Source organism: Streptomyces sp. NBC_01410, from assembly GCF_045040195.1.
Classification (GTDB): domain Bacteria; phylum Actinomycetota; class Actinomycetes; order Streptomycetales; family Streptomycetaceae; genus Streptomyces.
The window spans coordinates 8,004,025-8,020,840 of record NZ_CP109530.1 but is presented as its reverse complement, the minus strand read 5'-3'; the positions used below and the strand labels follow the sequence as shown (position 1 = coordinate 8,020,840).

Annotated in this window: 13 protein-coding genes; 11 read left to right on the top strand and 2 right to left on the bottom strand. The window is 70.9% G+C overall.

Annotation, left to right across the window (positions count from 1 at the left end):
• Entirely contained in the window at positions 1 to 3,099 is a 3,099-nt protein-coding gene (locus OG741_RS36420) for a non-ribosomal peptide synthetase (RefSeq protein ID WP_405604911.1), read from the top strand.
• A complete protein-coding gene (locus OG741_RS36415; RefSeq protein ID WP_405604909.1) occupies positions 3,096 to 3,776 on the top strand; it encodes a formyltransferase family protein in 681 nt (226 codons plus the stop codon). The genes OG741_RS36420 and OG741_RS36415 overlap by 4 nt, the downstream gene beginning before the upstream one ends.
• Before the next feature lie 51 nt (positions 3,777 to 3,827).
• On the opposite strand, the gene OG741_RS36410 is transcribed toward OG741_RS36415, so the two are convergent.
• Complete coding sequence (locus OG741_RS36410; RefSeq protein WP_405604907.1) at positions 3,828 to 4,661, bottom strand: SDR family NAD(P)-dependent oxidoreductase; 834 nt, start codon at positions 4,659 to 4,661, stop codon at positions 3,828 to 3,830.
• A gap of 167 nt (positions 4,662 to 4,828) precedes the next feature.
• Here OG741_RS36410 and OG741_RS36405 point away from each other — a divergent pair, with 167 nt between their 5' ends.
• The 3 genes from OG741_RS36405 (at position 4,829) to OG741_RS36395 (ending at position 8,858) form a co-directional block, all read left to right on the top strand.
• Positions 4,829 to 5,059, top strand: coding sequence for a hypothetical protein (locus tag OG741_RS36405; RefSeq protein ID WP_405604905.1), 231 nt, complete (start codon positions 4,829 to 4,831; stop codon positions 5,057 to 5,059).
• A 293-nt stretch (positions 5,060 to 5,352) separates the two neighbouring features.
• Positions 5,353 to 8,340: a right-handed parallel beta-helix repeat-containing protein gene (locus tag OG741_RS36400; protein ID WP_405604903.1), complete on the top strand. Its 2,988-nt coding sequence runs from the start codon at positions 5,353 to 5,355 to the stop codon at positions 8,338 to 8,340.
• Positions 8,341 to 8,384: 44 nt separating this feature from the next.
• Entirely contained in the window at positions 8,385 to 8,858 is a 474-nt protein-coding gene (locus tag OG741_RS36395; protein WP_405604901.1) for a nuclear transport factor 2 family protein, read from the top strand.
• Between the two features lie 62 nt (positions 8,859 to 8,920).
• Here the strand turns inward: OG741_RS36395 and OG741_RS36390 are convergent, their stop codons facing one another.
• A complete protein-coding gene (locus OG741_RS36390) occupies positions 8,921 to 9,880 on the bottom strand; it encodes a LysR family transcriptional regulator (RefSeq protein WP_405604899.1) in 960 nt (319 codons plus the stop codon).
• 109 nt (positions 9,881 to 9,989) lie between these two features.
• Here OG741_RS36390 and OG741_RS36385 point away from each other — a divergent pair, with 109 nt between their 5' ends.
• The 6 genes from OG741_RS36385 to OG741_RS36360 are packed head-to-tail and all read left to right on the top strand — an operon-like array spanning position 9,990 to position 16,736.
• The gene (locus OG741_RS36385; protein ID WP_405604897.1) at positions 9,990 to 10,862 is read left to right on the top strand and encodes an FAD binding domain-containing protein; all 873 of its coding nucleotides are present in this window, start codon (positions 9,990 to 9,992) and stop codon (positions 10,860 to 10,862) included.
• Position 10,863: 1 nt separating this feature from the next.
• Entirely contained in the window at positions 10,864 to 11,385 is a 522-nt protein-coding gene (locus OG741_RS36380; RefSeq protein ID WP_405604895.1) for a (2Fe-2S)-binding protein, read from the top strand.
• Complete coding sequence (locus tag OG741_RS36375; RefSeq protein WP_405604893.1) at positions 11,382 to 13,754, top strand: aerobic carbon-monoxide dehydrogenase large subunit; 2,373 nt, start codon at positions 11,382 to 11,384, stop codon at positions 13,752 to 13,754. Before OG741_RS36380 ends, OG741_RS36375 begins: the two co-directional genes overlap by 4 nt.
• Positions 13,755 to 13,764: 10 nt before the next feature.
• Entirely contained in the window at positions 13,765 to 14,691 is a 927-nt protein-coding gene (locus tag OG741_RS36370; RefSeq protein ID WP_405604891.1) for an XdhC family protein, read from the top strand.
• The gene (locus OG741_RS36365) at positions 14,684 to 15,592 is read left to right on the top strand and encodes an AAA family ATPase (RefSeq protein ID WP_405604889.1); all 909 of its coding nucleotides are present in this window, start codon (positions 14,684 to 14,686) and stop codon (positions 15,590 to 15,592) included. Before OG741_RS36370 ends, OG741_RS36365 begins: the two co-directional genes overlap by 8 nt.
• Positions 15,585 to 16,736 (top strand): vWA domain-containing protein, encoded by a 1,152-nt coding sequence (locus OG741_RS36360; protein WP_405604887.1) that lies wholly within the window; start codon positions 15,585 to 15,587, stop codon positions 16,734 to 16,736. The genes OG741_RS36365 and OG741_RS36360 overlap by 8 nt, the downstream gene beginning before the upstream one ends.
• The last annotated feature ends 80 nt before the right edge of the window (positions 16,737 to 16,816 follow it).

Here is a 16,816-nt window from a genome sequence, read left to right as displayed (position 1 = left end):
ATGGCTGCGCAGCATGCCGTCACGGGCATCGGTCCTGAGGCCCGCCCTTCGGGCCGTCCCGCCTTCCGCCGGCCCGTCTCCCCGACCGAGTGGTCCTATCTGGCCGCCGCCCGCCTCGGTGAGCTGCTGGTGCTCCAGCTGGTCGTCGAGGGCACAGGACCGATCGACGCCCTGGACTTGAGCCGCGCCGTGGCACGGGCCTCGGCGTCCTGCCCGGGCTCGCGGCTGGTGCGCCGCGGCAGGATGTGGATCGACAGTGGGCTTCCGGCCCGGGTCGTGGTCGCCGACGGGCAGTCCTTTGACCGCCGTACGCTCACCGGCCTGCCGGAGCTGGCCGGGCCGCTGGCCGAGGCCGAAGGCCGCTCGGGCTGCGAGGTCCTGCTTCTCACCGGCGAACCGAGCACCGTGGTGTTCCGCGTCTCCCATGCCGTGATGGACCTCAAGGGCGCGGCGATGTGGGCCGCCGAGGTCTTTCGCGCTCTGCGGGGTGAACCGCTGCACGGCGCCGCCGGTTCCCTGGCCGACTATCAACTGCTGGACGCGCTCGGCCGGACCGGGCAGCGGCCCCGCCTCGGGCTCGACCAGCGCTCGCCGTTGGCCGGCCGGCCGGGCAGCGGCACGGTGTGGCGGCGGCGTACGGTACCCGGCCGGCACGCGGCGCTGGCGGCGAAGGTGGCCGCCGAGGTTGCCCGGGCCGTCGGCGGTTCCTCGGCCCGGATCATGGTCCCGGTGGATCTGCGGCGTCACGCTCCCACCGTGTCGTCGACAGCCAACCTGGCGCTGCCGGTGTTCCTCGACGTGCCGCCCGGCCAGGATGCGGATGCGGTGCACCGGCGGTTGCTCAAGGCCCTGGCCGCGCGGCAGGAACTGGCGGCCGGCGCGGAAGCCGCGCTGGCCCGGCTGCCACTGCCCGTTGCCGCGGGGCTGATCGGCGCCTCGCGCACCGCCTCGTACGCACGCCACCGCTATCTGGCGTCGGCCATCGTGTCCAACGCGGGCCGACTGGCGCTCGAGGAGTTCAGCACCGGTCAGTTCACGGCGACGACCGTGTACGCCCTGCCGGTGCACGCGCCGCTGGTTCCCGTCAGCATCGCGCTGCTCGAACTGCCCGAGCACACCGAGCTGGTGGTCTCCGCCCGCGGGGCCGCGGACGTCGGCGAGCGCTGCGAGGCGCTGCTGGACCGGATCGAGACCGCGCTGGCCCCGGCAGTACCGGCCTCGGCCGCGCCGCCGGTGGCCGCGCCCCGAAAGCCCGGTGCAGCAGACCTGCTCCTTGAACCCGGACCTGACGGGCTTCCGCCACTGGACACCACCGTGGTGCAGCTGTTCCGGGCGCAGGCCGCCGGGCGGCCGGACGCACCCGCCGTGATCGGCGACGGACTCCCCTGGTCGTACGGGGATCTGGACCGCCGCTCGGACGCCGTCGCGGCCCTGCTCCTGGCCCGAGGGGTCGAGCGCGGCGAGGTGGTCGGTGTGCTGGCCGACCGCTCGGCGCTCGGCCTGGCCGGGGTCTTCGGTGTCCTCAAGGCGGGCGCCGCGTTCCTGCCGATGGACATGCGCACTCCGGCGCAGCGGGTCAAGGAACTGCTTCACGACGCGCAGGTCCGCTTCTGTCTGACGGACGCGGCCTCGGCCGACCGAACGGAGGGAGCCGGATGCACGACGATCCTCCTCGAGGACGTCGCGAGCGACGATGCCGCTGTGGACGCCCGGGCCGCCATCGCCGCCGCCGCTCCCGGACCGGACGATCTGGCGTACGTCATCTACACCTCCGGTTCCACCGGCAAGCCCAAGGGCGTCCAGATCGAGCACCGGAGCCTGGTCAACGTGGTCGGCTGGATAGCCCCGTTCCTGCGGTGCGACGAGCAGACCCGGGCCGCGTACTCCTTCTCGCCCGGCTTCGACCTGTCGATGATGCAGATCTTCCCGCCGCTGCTGCACGGTGGCGCCGTCGTACCGGTGCCCGGCGAACTCGACCACGTCAAACTGCGTGAGATGTTCTCCGGGCGGCAGGCCAACACCCTGGCCCTGACCCCGACCCACCTCGATCTCGCCGCACGGCTCGGCCTGCGCCCGGAGGGCATCCGCGCGCTCCATCTCGGCGGCGAGAACCTCACCACGGCCACCAGCCGGTGGGCACGCGCCTCATTCGGGCCCGACTGCCTGATCGTCAACATCTACGGCCCCACAGAGGCGACGGTGGCCTGTACCGTCGCCGTCGTCGGCGACGACGCCTCACGCGCGTCCGCGCCGATCGGAGTACCGGTGCACCGCACTTCTGTCGCCGTGCTCGACGAGCAGCGGCACGAAGTCGGTGACGGCGAGCTGGGCGAGCTGTATGTGACGGGTGTTCAGCTGGCCCGTGGCTACCTCGGCCGCCCCGACCTGACGGCCGACCGCTTTCTCTACCTCCCCGACGGGCGGCGCGCCTACCGGACCGGCGACCTGGTGGCGCGGCTGCCGGACGGGCAGCTCGAATACGCGGGCCGGATCGACGCACAGGTCAAGATCCGCGGTCACCGGGTCGAGCCGGCCGAGGTCGAGGCGGCGCTCACCGCGCTGCCGGACATCGCGCAGGCCGCCGTGGTCGCCCGCCGCAGGCACCACACCGGCCCGCAGGCGCTGTGTGCCTACGTGGTTCCCGTCGAGGGTTCGGCCGTCCTTGACGAGGCAGCCGTGCGCGCCGAGTTGGAGCATTCGCTGCCGTCCCACCTGGTGCCCTCGGTGGTGTGCTCGGTGTCCGCGCTTCCGGAAACGGCCAGTGGCAAGACAGACCGCAACGCCCTGCCGAACCCTTTCGACGAGGCAGCCGCAGAGCCGGGGACGGTACATGCTCCCGGACCCGGCACAGCGGCGGTGATTGCCGGGATCTGGTCCCGAGTCCTACACTGCGACGCCGGCCGCCTCGACGCCTCCTCCGACTTCCACGCACTGGGCGGCGACTCTCTCGCCGTACTGGAGATGCTGTCCGCGCTCGGCGACGAACTGCTGGGACGGGCCGCGGAGCAGCAGTTCCTGGCCCGGCTCGGGTCCCTGAGCGAGAATCTGACGCTCGGCCGCGTCATCGAGACCGTCGAGGCGCTGAGGAGCACGTCGTGATCTTCGTCGGTGAGGGTGCGCTGCTCCGGCGCGCCGTACAGCACACGCTGGACAGCGGCCTGGCCGTCGACCTGGTCTGCGGCCCTGCCGCCGCGCGCGCGTCACTGCCCGACGTGCCCTTCCTGCGCGTCGAGGACGTCAACTCGGTCGCTGCCGAGCTGGCCGACGCCGGCACGGACGGCCTCCTCTGGTCGGTCAACAACCGGATGATCTTCCGCGCTCCGGTCCTCTCCACCGGGCTGCGCATCCTGAACATCCACCACGGCCCGCTGCCTGCCTATCGGGGGCTGCCCGAGGTGGCTCTCGTGTACGCGATGCTGCGCGGCGAGCGAGAGTTCGCCGCGACGCTCCACGAGGTGGACGCAGGCATCGACACGGGCCGCACCCTGGCCGCCGAGCCCTATCCGATCGGCGAGAGCGACCCCTACCACGTGGTGCTGCGCCGCGGATTGCAAGCCTGCCACCAGCTCTTCGAACGCTGCCTGCCCCTCGTCGCGGCCGACCCCGGCTGGACGGGCACGCCCACCCAGCCCACAGGGGTTGACCCAGGCGGCTACTTCGGCCGCAAGGCACTGGCGCGTCTGCCCGAGCACCGCAGCCACCCGGAGTTCGGGCGCGCCACCGACCTGGGCTTCCTGGCCGGCTACCTCCCCGAGCTCGCTGCGGCACTGGCCTGAGGCGGGACTTCGGGCACCGTCACGGTTACCGCGCTTCGCCCCTGGCTGCGCTCATGTCCTGCCTGCCACTGCCTGGTTGACAAGGGCGTGGGTCAGCTTCATCAAGCGCTCCCGGGCGGCTGCGTCGTAGACCTGATCGTGTGCTCGGGTGTCGGTGAACTGGTCGAAGTAGCGGCCTGTGACGGCCGCGAGGTCCGGGTCGATGAGGAGCCGTACGGTGGGCCGCACACCCTCGTCGACGCTGGTGACCGGGGTCAGGCCGTACTCACGCACCCCGTCGGTGTCCATCAAGTGGGCCGGGTGGAGGGTGTTCACCGTGACGCCGGTGCCGTCGAGCTCGGCGGCCAGCTCGAACGTAGCAATGATCATGGCGAGTTTGCTGCGGCAGTAGGCGCGCAGGCCCTCGTAGCTCCGCTCCAGCATGACGTCCTCGAAATCGATGGCCTCCTGACCGATCGAGGCGACGTTGACCACGCGGGCGGGCGCCGATGCGGTGAGCAGCGGCAGCAGGTCGCGGGTCAGGGCATAGGGGGCAAGGTGGTTGACGGCGAAGCGCAGTTCGTGGCCCTGTCGGCTCAACTCACGCCGGAGCGGGTCGGCGCCGCCGCCCGCGACGGCGTTGTTGACCAGCCCGTCGAGCCGGGGCTCGGCCGTACGGATCCGAGTGGCCATCGCGTGTACCTGGTCGAGGTCGGCCAGATCGGCGAGGTAGGTGCGGATGGTGGCGTCCGGGGCTGCGGCCTGGATCTCGGCCGCGACAGCCTCAAGACGGGTGCGGTCACGGCCGTGGAGGAGAACACTGTGGCCTCGGGAGGCAAGGTCGAATGCGATGGCGCGGCCCAGGCCCTGGGTGGCGCCGGTGATCAAAGTGGTGCGCTGGTTCATGCGCTCACCCTGGCAGCACGGCGCCGCGGCAGGGGAGGGTGAGCTGAGCCTGGTGTGGTCACCACCAGGCACGAAGCCGCCCAGGTTGTGGCGACGCCCGCCGCTCGGACACAGCCCGGGCTGCTCACCCGGCGCGCGCGCTGGCCCTCTACGCCGCCCAAGGGCGCGTGGCCGGCTCACTCTTCCCCACCTCGACGACCACGACGGCGGCCTGGCGCCACAAGCCGACCTGGTACGCGATCTCCAGCCAGGGCCGGACAACAGACCCCGGCCTCCAACGCTTCCTGGCCACCCGCATGCGAGCCCGAACCATCGAACTCCCCGCCGACCACCTGTCGATCATCACCCACCCCGACGCCATCGCCCACCTGATTCTCACAGCAGCCCAGAGCAGCTGAGCCCGCCGTACGCGGCGGCGCCGACTACCGCCGCGCGGTCGAGGCCCGGCACGGCGAGAAGTCAGCCGAATCGGATTCGGGGAGCTCCCCTGGGAACCAGGAGGCCGGTGCTCAGTGAGGCATCGGCCGAGCAGAAGCCGGCCGACGACGGACACAAAATCGAGCAAGAGGAAACTTTCCTCACTTGATGTACCGCAGGGTCTGGAAGGAATCCCCAAGGTGCACGACAATCACGGACACGGATTGCGTCCACATATGTGGACGACGTCTCCCCCGCGATCAGGAGGTCCGTCTTGTCCGCGAGCACCAGAACCGCCGTCGCACTCGGCAGCGCAACAGCCTTACTATTAGGCACAGTTGCGACGATCGGCGCCCAAGGCGCTGTATCCGCGGTCGCCGATGCCCCGAAGCAGACCGCTGCCGCGTTCAGCCCGCTGGATCTGTCCAAGGCCAACCGCCGGGCACCGATCGCCGGTCTGCACGACTGGTCCAGGGCCGGCTACCGGGGCGGCGAGAACCTGCCGGGTCCCGCACAGACCAACCCCGCACCCGCCTGCCAGATCACCGAGGCCGAACTGGCCACCCAGTACGGCGTGAAGCCCAACGACAGCGCCGACGACTCGGCCGGCCTCCAGTCGGCGATCGACCACATCCGCACCGCCTGCTCCCCCGCCGCCGGATACACCAAGCTCTCTTTGATCAGGATGCCTGCGGGCACGCTGCGTGTGTCGCGCCAGATCGCGGTGGACGCCGACTATCTGACGCTGCGCGGTGCGGGCAGCGGCGCGGGCAGCGGCGCGCGCGGCACCCGGATCGTCTTCCGGCCCGACGCCAACACCCGCTACGACGCCCTCACTCCGGACGGCTCGGACTGGGACGAGGACGGTATGACCTCCGGCTCCGCCAAGGGCGGCTGGATCTGGCCGGGGCGCGGGCTGTTCCGGGTGCAGTCGCGTGGCGTGCATTCCAGTTACGCCTCCGAGTACGCGGCGGCGCCCGCCAACCGCAAGGATCTCTTCGAGGGCACGGTCAACGTGCACTGGAAGTCAGGCCTCAAGCTGCGCGGCAGAACCGGCGACACGGCCTTCGCCGCCCGCGCCGGTGACACCGTCGTCCACCTGGCCACCAGCGGCTCGCTGAGTAACGTCGCCGTCGGCGGGCTGGTCAACATCCGCGGTGCCAACTCCCTCAAGTTCTACGCCCAGCAGGGCATCAAGCCCGGCGACGGCACCCTGCAGAACATCCATATGCGGCAGCAGATCTTCACCGTCGCCGCGGTGGACACCGCGAACCGCACCCTGACGCTGGACAAGCCGTTGGAGTACGACGTTCCGGTCAGCTCCACCTCGGACGGATCCGCGGCGATCAACGGCGCCGTGTACGACTCCAAAGTCGCGCCTCTGGTCGACCCCGTGCTCGGCGTCGGCTTCGAGAACTTCGCGCTCACACAGGAGATACCGGGCCTGGACCCGGAGGAGGCGAAGCTCAACTACGGCAACATGGAGCCGTCCCTGGAAATGCACGGGATCGTCTTCAAGTGGGCCGCGAACTCCTGGGTCCGGGGCATCAGGACGGAGATGACGGGCTCCCACCCGATCGTCACCGAGGAGGCGTACCACCTGCAGATCGTCGACAACCAGCTCGACGGATCGTGGAACAAGGGCAAGGGCGGCAACGGCTACTTCCGCGGCTCCCGGGTCTGGGACTCCCTCTATGCGGGCAACACGTCCCGCAATCTCCGGCACTTCACCTTCCAGTGGTCGGCGTCCGGAAACGTCGTCATCGGCAACGACTTCGACTCCGACCTCAACCTGCACGGCGGGTGGGAACGCAACAACCTCTTCGAGCTCAACACCGTGACCGTGCCGTACGAGCACCGCTCGGCCAACTGCCGGTCGAACTGCGGGGAGGAGGGCGGAGACGGACCCGACGACTCCACCTGGTTCCCCATCTGGTGGGGCGCGGGCAAGAAGGCGGTCAAGTGGTCCGGCTCCTCCGGCCCCCGCAACGTCTTCTTCAACAACACCATGATCAAGCAGGTCAGCGCGGGAGCCGCGTACACCCCGTACTACGCGGACAGGAAGCGCGTCTACCAGTTCGGCTGGAGCGGTACGGCCTGGCGGCACCTGGACGTGGGCGGCACGCCGATCGCCGACTGGGCGGGCCGGGAGCAACTCGACTACTCGGGCGGCCACGGTGTCGACGCCACCCGCACGGACAGCGGATCCTCGCTCTTCCTGAAGTCCGTCACCGGCGGTACGCCGAGTCCTACGCCGACGCCGACGCCGAGTCCCACCCCGACCCCGCGCCCTGTGATCGACGTGTCGACGTCCGCCCAGCTGACGAGCGCCCTCGCCGCCGCCGCGCCGGGGCAGACCATCCGGCTGGCTCCGGGCGAGTACCGCGGGGCCTTCGCGACCCGGCGGCCCGGCACGGCCACCCTGCCGATCACCCTCACCGGTCCGCGCACCGCCGTACTCGTCAACGACGGCCCGTCCGGCGACCCCCCGTCCTGCCCGGTGCCGACGGCCGGCTGGGACCCCGGCTACGGGCTGTGGCTGTACGGAGCGCCGCACTGGAAGCTCACCGGATTCACCGTGAAGGACTCCAAGAAGGGTGTGGTCCTCGACAATTCGCACCATGTCACGGTGGACGGGCTGGCTGTGCACCACGTGGACGAGGAGGCAGTGCACTTCCGCCGCTCCTCCGCGGACGGGGTGATCCGTAACTCGGCCATCGAGTTCACCGGACTGGTGCAGCCCGGATACGGCGAGGGCGTCTACCTCGGGTCGGCCAATTCCAACTGGTCCTGCCACGGCAACTCCGGCGGCGTGGACCGCTCGGACCGTGTCCTCGTGGAGAACAACCGGATCGGCCCGTACGTCGCCGCCGAGGGGATCGACATCAAGGAGGGCACCCTCGGCGGGATCGTCCGGGGCAACACCTTCGACGGACGCGGCATCACCGGCCAGAACTCCGCGGACTCATGGGTCGACGTGAAGGGCGTCGACTATCTGATCGAGAACAACACCGGGACGTTCACCTCGCCCGGCACCTTCGCCAACGGTTACGAGACGCACAACCCCGGCACGTCGCCGTCGTTCCCCAACGGCTGTGGAACGGTGTGGCGGGGCAACTCCTCGGACCTCGGCGGCGTCGGCGAGTACGCCATCAAGATCACGTCCACGTCGAGGTGTTCCGGCAGGCCCAATGTCGTCTACGCCTCGAACACCGTGACCCGGGCGGTGAGCGGCCTGACCAACGTCCCCGTCACGCCGTGACGGTCGTCCCCATCAGGGGCCCTGCGCTGTGTACGGCAGGGCCCTTGAGCGTTCAGGCGCTCGTGACGACGGTGAACTTCCGGCTGCGCAGGAAGCCGCCGACCGACGAACGCGAACCGGCTCCCGCCCCCGACGGGGACTCCGAGCAGGCGCTCGTGGCAGAGTTCGTCCGCGCCTACGAGTCCGGGGATCTGGAGGCGCTTATCGCCTTGCTCACCGACGACGTCTTCGTCTCCATGCCACCGATTCCCCTCGAATACGAGGGCCGCGACGTCGTGGCCCGTCTCTTCGGCGGCATCTTCCGCTCGGGCAGGAGGGTCGACCTCGTGCCGACGCGCGCCAATGGCCAGCCGGCGTTCGGGGCGTACCTCCGCGCCTCCACCGGCATCCGCCATGGAACCGGCTTCTTCGTCCTCACCCTCACCGGCGACCGGATCTGCGCCTTCACGCGGTTCGACAACAGCGTGCTCCCATGGTTCGGGCTGCCGCGATCGCTTCCTGGGAGCGTGAGTCGGTAACGACGGCGTTTGGGCCGGCCGCGGCGCGCGGGCCAGGAACGTCCCCCGCGCTGATTCCTCTCTCATCCGCCCCAGAGCGTGACGTACACCGGCGGCCGGAACTGGGAGGGCGGGACGCCCGCGCCGGGCGCGCGCATGATGCGGGTCGCTGCGGGGGTGTGCAGGAAGTGCAGGAACGCGTCGGTGGCCGGGGAACGGTGCTCGGGCTGAAGGACAGTGGCATGCCACGTGGCGTCCCACGGCGTGGCTGGGGTCTCCAGAATGCGCAGCTCGTCACGCCGGATGCGGGGCGACACCAGATGGGCCACCGCCGGCGCCACCCCCGTGCCTTCGGCGGCGGCCGCCCAGGTCGCGGCCTGGTTGGGGAACACCCACACGTGCCCCTCGGCCACACCGAGCCGGCGCAGCAACCGCCCGGAGTCCGCGTCCGGATCGGTTCCGGAGGAATCGACCAGCCATGACCACTGCGGCGGCGGACCGGGCGGCCGCGGCGACCTGGCTCCGGTCACCACGACCAGCTGGGTACGGAACAGCGGCTCGCTGAGCAGTTCGCCCCTGCGGACGGCGCCAAGATGCGGCCCGAGCGCGACGTCGGCCAGCCGGTTCTCCACCAGCACGCGTACCTCGTTGCCGGCGGCCACCCCGAACGAGGTCTCGGTCCTGCGCCCCGAGCGGCCGTCGAAGGCCTCGACGAGCGACGGGAGCACGAACTCGGCCAGCGTGCTCGTGGCGACGACCCGCAGCTCGTCGGGCGCACCCCGCGCCGCCCGCACTGCCGCCTCGGCGTCCGCGCTCAGCGCGACCATCCGCGACGCGACCGGCAGCAGCCGCGCCCCCGCGGGCGTCAGACGCATCCCGCCACCGCCGGTACGCCGAATGAGCGGATCGCCGAAGTGGGTGCGCAGCGCGGTGAGCGCCTGCGACACCGCTGACTCGCTCACGTTCAGAGTCCGCGCGGCGGCGCCCACCGAACCGAGCCGGGCAACCAGCACGAAGGTGCTGAGCTGTGTGACGGTCACCATCCGATTTTCCCGCATTTAGAGGGATAAGTGAATACTTATCGACCCATTGCATAGGCGGTGAGGAAGAGCGCAGCATCACTGCACAGCGGGCACAATCCAGGAGGGCCCGATGCAAGTTCCAGCTGCATTCCAGTACGAGGCGGCAACCAGCATCGAGCAGGCAATCGAGCTGCTCACACGCTACGGCCCCGAGGCTCGGGTGGTGGCGGGCGGACACAGCCTGCTGCCGATGATGAAGCTGCGGCTGGCCCAGCCCGAAGCCCTGATCGATATCAACGGCCTCAGCGAGCTGGCGTTGATCCGGGTGGACGGGCACGAATTGTCCGTCGGAGCGATGGTCCGCCACGCAGAGCTGCTCGCCTCGCCGGTCGTCGGCGAGCACTTCCCCATCCTGCGGGACGCGGAACGGGTCATCGCCGATCCGCTCGTACGCAACCGCGGCACCGTGGGCGGCTCACTGTGCCAGGCCGATCCGTCGGAGGACCTGTCCGCGGCGTTCTCGGCATTGCGGGCGACCCTTGTCGCCCAGGGCCCCGGCGGCAGGCGCACCATCGGGATCAGGGAGTTCTTCCTCGGGCCGTACGAGACCGCGCTGGACGAAGCGGAGCTTCTGGTGGAAATCAGAGTGCCCATCCGTTCGCACGCCAGCGCCTACCGCAAGGTCGAGCGCCGGGTAGGCGACTGGGCGGTCGTCGCCGCAGGAGCGGTGCTGGAGATCTCCGACGGGGTCATCACCGAGGCCGGGATCGGGCTGACGGCAGTGGGTGCCCCACGGTTCGTGGCCGAACGGGCCGAGGACTTTCTGCGCGGCGGACGGCCGGACGACGAGGGCTTCGCCGAGGCGGGCAGGATCGCCTCGCAGGAGTGCAGGCCGACAGCCGACCAGCGCGGCCCGGTCGACTACAAGCGGCATCTGGCCGAGGAGCTCACTGCGCGAGCGCTGCGGACCGCCGCCGCACGCGCCAAGGGGCAGGAGGCGTGACATGCGGATCACCGTGACCGTGAACGGCGAGCAGCACACGAGGGACGTGGAGCCCAGGCTGCTGCTCGTGCACTTCCTGCGCGACGAACTCGGGCTCACCGGCACCCACTGGGGCTGCGACACCTCCAACTGCGGGGTCTGCGCCGTCTGGTTGGACGGGACGCCGGTGAAGTCCTGCACCGTGCTCGCGGTGATGGCCGACGGCCACGAGGTGCGAACCGTCGAGGATTTGGCGCACGGGGCCGAACTCGACCCGGTGCAGCAGGGATTCGTCGCCTGCCACGGGCTGCAGTGCGGCTTCTGCACGCCAGGGATGATGATGACCGCCCGCTGGCTGCTCGACCACAACGCGGATCCGTCCGAGGAGGACATCCGCAAGGCCATCTCCGGGCAAGTGTGCCGCTGCACCGGTTACGAGAACATCGTGCGCTCCATCCGCTGGGCCGCCGAGCACGGCAGCGGGGGGCAGACCGCCGACGCGGGCACCGAGCCGGCGCCCGGCCGCGAGGAGGTGCGGGCATGACGACCACCGAGGAACGGCCGGTCGGCTTCGGGCGGATGCCCCGCAAGGAGGATGCGCGATTCGTGCGCGGCCACGGGACCTACGTCGACGACGTCCGGCTGCCCGGGATGCTGCACGGCGCGGTCCTGCGCAGCCCGCTGGCGCACGCCCGGATCGTGTCCGTCGACACCAGCGCCGCCGAGGCGCACCCGAGGGTCAAGGCCGTGATCACCGGGGAGACCCTGGCCGGTCTCGGGCTGGCCTGGATGCCCACGCTCTCGTACGACACTCAGGCGGTGCTCGCCACCGACAAGGTGCGCTTCCAGGGGCAGGAGGTCGCCTTCGTCGTCGCCGAGGACCATTACGCCGCCCGGGACGCCCTCGAACTGATCGACGTGGAATACGAACCGCTGCCGCCGCTCGTCGACGCCCGCCGGGCGCTCGACCCGGACGCGCCGGTGATCCGCGACGACAAGGACCAGCAGACCGACAACCACATCTTCGACTGGGCGGCGGGCGACAAGGAGCGCACCGACGAGGTCTTTGCAGCCGCCGACGTCGTGATGGAGCAGGACATGCTGTACCCGCGGGTGCACCCGGCGCCGCTGGAGACCTGCGGCACCGTGGCGGACATGGACGCCATCACCGGAAAGCTGACGGTGTGGTCCACCACCCAGGCCCCGCACGCACACCGCACGCTCTACGCCATGGTGGCCGGCATCCCGGAGCACAAGATCCGGATCATCTCCCCGGACATCGGGGGCGGCTTCGGCAACAAGGTCGGCATCTACCCCGGTTACGTGTGCGCGGTCGTCGGTTCGATCGTCACCGGCAAGCCGGTCAAGTGGGTGGAGGACCGCTCGGAGAACCTGATGAGTACCTCCTTCGCCCGCGACTACCACATGCACGGGGAGATCGCGGCGACGAAGGACGGGAAGATCCAGGCCCTTCGGGTCCATGTGATCGCCGACCACGGCGCCTTCAACGCAACCGCGCAGCCGTCCAACTTCCCCGCCGGCTTCTTCGGCGTCTTCACCGGCTCGTACGACCTGGCCGCCGCGCACTGCACCGTGACGGGTGTCTACACCAACAAGGCGCCCGGCGGTGTCGCCTACGCCTGCTCGTTCCGCGTCACCGAGGCCGTGTACCTGGTCGAGCGGATGGTCGACCTGCTCGCGGACAAGCTCGGCTCGGACCCGGCCGAACTGCGGATGCGCAACCTGCTGCGACCCGGGCAGTTCCCGTACAAGACGCAGACGGGGTGGGAGTACGACTCCGGCGACTACCCGAAGACCCTGCGGCTGGCGATGGACATCGCGCACTACGACGACCTGCGCAGGGAGCAGGCCGAGAAGCGCGAGCGCGGCGAGCTGATGGGCATCGGGGTCAGCTTCTTCACCGAGGCCGTCGGCGCCGGCCCGCGCAAGCACATGGACATCCTCGGGCTGGGCATGGCCGACGGTGCCGAACTGCGCGTTCATCCGACCGGCAAGGCGGTGCTGCGGATCTCCGTGCAGTCCCAGGGCCAGGGCCACGAGACGACCTTCGCCCAGATCGTCGCCGAGGAGCTGGGCATCCCGCCCGAGGACATCGAGGTGGTGCACGGCGACACCGACCAGACCCCGTTCGGGCTCGGCACCTATGGCTCCCGCTCGACACCGGTGTCCGGAGCGGCGGCGGCGATGGTCTCCCGCAAGGTGCGCGAGCGCGCGAAGATCGTCGCCTCGGCGATGCTCGAAGTGAACCCGGACGACCTGGAATGGGAAAAGGGCCGCTGGTTCGTCACAGGAGACCCCGACAAGGGAAAGACCATGGCCGAGATCGCCCTCGCGGCGCACTCCAACCTGGAGCTGCCCGAGGGTGTCGAGGGCCAGTTGGACGCGACCTGCGTCTACAACCCGCCGAACCTCACCTTCCCCTTCGGCGCATACATCTGCGTCACCGACGTGGACGCGGACACCGGCCAGGTGAAGGTCCGCCGGTTCATCGCCGTGGACGACTGCGGCAACCGGATCAACCCCATGATCGTCGAGGGTCAGGTGCACGGCGGACTCGCCGACGGCGTCGGCATGGCGCTCATGCAGGTGATCGCCTTCGACGAGGACGGCAACTGCCTCGGCGGGTCGTTCATGGACTATCTCCTGCCCACCTCGGTCGAGTGCCCGTCCTGGGAGCTCGGCGAGACCGTCACCCCCTCGCCGCACCACCCCATCGGCGCCAAGGGCGTCGGCGAGTCCGCCACGGTGGGCTCGCCCCCCGCGGTGGTCAACGCCGTGGTCGACGCGCTGAAGCCGCTCGGCGTACGCCATGTCGACATGCCGCTGACGCCCGCCGCGGTGTGGCGGGCCGCCCAGGGCCGGCCGCTGCGCACCGACCTGGCGATCACCTGAGGCCACCGCGATGACGAACACCGAACTGCTGACCCGGGCGGACGTGCTCCGGCACGGCCGGACCCCGTTCGTCCTGGCCACCGTCGTCCACGCGGAGCGGCCCACGAGCGCCAAGCCCGGGGACAGCGCGCTGGTGCTGCCCGACGGCACCGTCGAGGGCTTCGTGGGCGGCACATGCGCCGAAACGACGGTGCAACTGCAGGGCCTGCGGGTGCTGGAGACCGGCGAGTCGCTGCTGCTGCGGATCACGCCCGCCGCGGACACCGGGATCGAAGGCGCGCTGGAGCCGGGCGAAGGCCTGGTCACGGTGGCCAATCCCTGCCTGTCGGGCGGGACGCTCGACATCTTCCTGGAGGCCAACCTCCCCCCGACGCTGGCGTACGTCTACGGACACGCCCCCATCGCCCGCGCTCTGCTCGACGTCGGTCGTGCGCTCGGCCTCGACACCCGGCCGGCCTCGCCCGGGGAGCCGCTGCCGCCCGATCTGGACGTCGTTGTCATCGCCACGCACGGCCGCGACGAGGAGACCGTGCTGACCGAGGCCGCACGCGCCGGGATCCCGTACATCGGGCTGGTGGCGAGTCCGAAGCGCGGCACGGCGGTGCTCACCGGGCTGGATCTCACCGAGGAACAACGCGCGTGCGTCCACACCCCGGCCGGCCTGGACATCGGCGCGCGGACCCCGCCGGAGGTCGCGCTGTCGGTGTACGCCGAGATCATCGCGTTGCGGCCGCAGGCGGCCCGAGCCGTGCGCCCGGGAGCCGACTCCACCCCGCCGCACGCCGTGGCCGAAGACGTGGATCCCGTGTGCGGCATGAGTGTGGCGATCACGCCCGCCACGCTCTCACTGGACCGGGCCGGCAGCAGGGTGTACTTCTGCGGACCGGAGTGCCGGCACGCCTTCGCCGACGACCCCTCCCGTTACGCGCATGCCTGACGTCGACCCCCTCGTCCCCGATGTCCCCGCCCTGCGTTCGCGTCTGGACTCCGTCGGCTACCTGGCCGACGACGCCCTGGCCACGGCGCTGCTGCTGGCCGTGCGCATGCGGCAGCCGATCCTGCTGGAGGGCGAGCCCGGCGTCGGGAAGACCGAAGCGGCCCGCGCGCTCGCCGCCGTACTCGACACCCCGCTGATCCGGCTGCAGTGCTACGAGGGACTGTCCTCGGCCGAGGCCCTCTATGAGTGGAACTATCCGCGGCAACTACTGGCCATCCGGCTGGCCGAGTCCCGCGGGGAGCCCCTGCGGGACGCCGACCTGTTCTCCGAGGACTACCTGCTGCCACGGCCGCTGCTCGCCGCGATCTGCCACCCGGGACCGCGGCCGGCGGTGCTGCTCATCGACGAAGTGGACCGCGCCGATGACGAATTCGAGGCGTTCCTGCTGGAGCTGCTCGCCGATGCCGCGGTCACGATCCCCGAACTCGGCACCCGCACGGCTGCGGTGCCGCCGGTGGCGGTACTGACCTCCAACCGCACCCGGGATCTGCACGACGCGCTCAAGCGCCGCTGCCTCTACCACTGGATCGACTACCCGGACACCGCACGAGTTGCCGCGATCATCCGCAGACGAGTGCCTGAGTCGGCCGAGTGGCTGGCCGCGCGCGTGGCGCGCGGAGTGGCGCGCCTGCGTGCTCGGCAGGAGCTCACCAAGCCACCCGGCATCGCCGAGGCGATCGACTGGGCAGGCGCGCTGCACGCGCTGGGGCTCTCCGTTCTCGACGCCGACGCCGCCGACCGCACCCTGGGGGCGGTACTCAAGTACGCCGAGGACCTGGAGGCCGTGCGCCGGGCCGGACTGGCGGAGCTGATCGACGCGGAGGCGGGCTCCGATGCCTGACCTGCCGGAACTGGCAGCCTCGTTCACCGCCGCCCTGCACAACGCGGGGATCGCGGTGGGCCCCGACCGTACCCGGAGCTTCGCTCGGGCGCTCACCCTGCTGGCACCTTCGACAACGCGCGAGCTGCGGCAGTGCGCGCTCGCCACCCTGGTGTCCGACCGCGAGCAGATCGAGCCGTTCGACGCGGTCTTCCGCGAGGTCTTCGGCGGCCCGGCCGACCGCAGCGGAGCACAGCGCGGGCAGCCCGGCGACCCGGCCCGATCGCTCCCGGACTCCGTGCCCGGCCGCGTCCCCGGCGCGCGGAAGGCCACGGGGGACGGACACGGCCCGGAAGCCGACGCACAGCCGCGGGAGGCTCCCGTACCCCTCGCCGCCAGTCCGCTCGACCGTCTCGCCAACCGCGACTTCGCGGGTCTGTCCGCCGAGGAACTGGCCCGGCTCTCCGAGGTGATGCGCACCCTTGTGCTTCGCACCCCGACCCGGCCGTCCCGCCGGCGCCGCACCGCGCACCACGGTGCTCGCATCGATGTGCGCCGCACCCTCTCCGTCAGTCGGCGCACCGGCGGATACCCGTTGCGGCTACTCCGCTTCGAGCCCCGCGCCCGCCCCCGCGACCTCATCGTGCTCTGCGACATCTCCGGATCGATGGAGCCCTATGCCCGTGCGATGCTGCAACTGCTCTACTGTGCCGCCCGCGCCGCCCGCGCCGAGGTCTTCACTTTCGCCACCCGGCTCACACGCCTCACGCCCGCCCTGAGGCGGGCCGGGCCGGACGACGCCCTGACACGGGCCGGACGGGCGGCCCCGGACTGGTCCGGGGGCACCCGGATTGCCGAGTGCCTGGCGGAGTTCAACGAGCGGTTCGGCCGGCGCGGCATGGCGCACGGTGCCGTGGTCGCCATCATCTCCGACGGCTGGGACACCGGCGCGCCCGCCGACCTCGCCACCCACATGGCGCGGCTGTCCCGGGTCGCCTACCGCGTCGTATGGGTCAACCCGCGCACGGCAAGTCCGCGCTACCGGCCGCTCGTGGCCGGCATGGCTGCAGCACTGCCCTACTGCGACGCCGTCGTCAGCGCCCATAACCTCGCGGCCCTGGACGACTTCATCGCCGCACTGTCCGCCCCGCGCCACCGCCGATGACCCTGCCCGGCGTCGCGAGCGGCCCTCGATCTGCATGATCGAGCACAAGTTACCTCAAGGTATGTAGTGACTTCATGCAC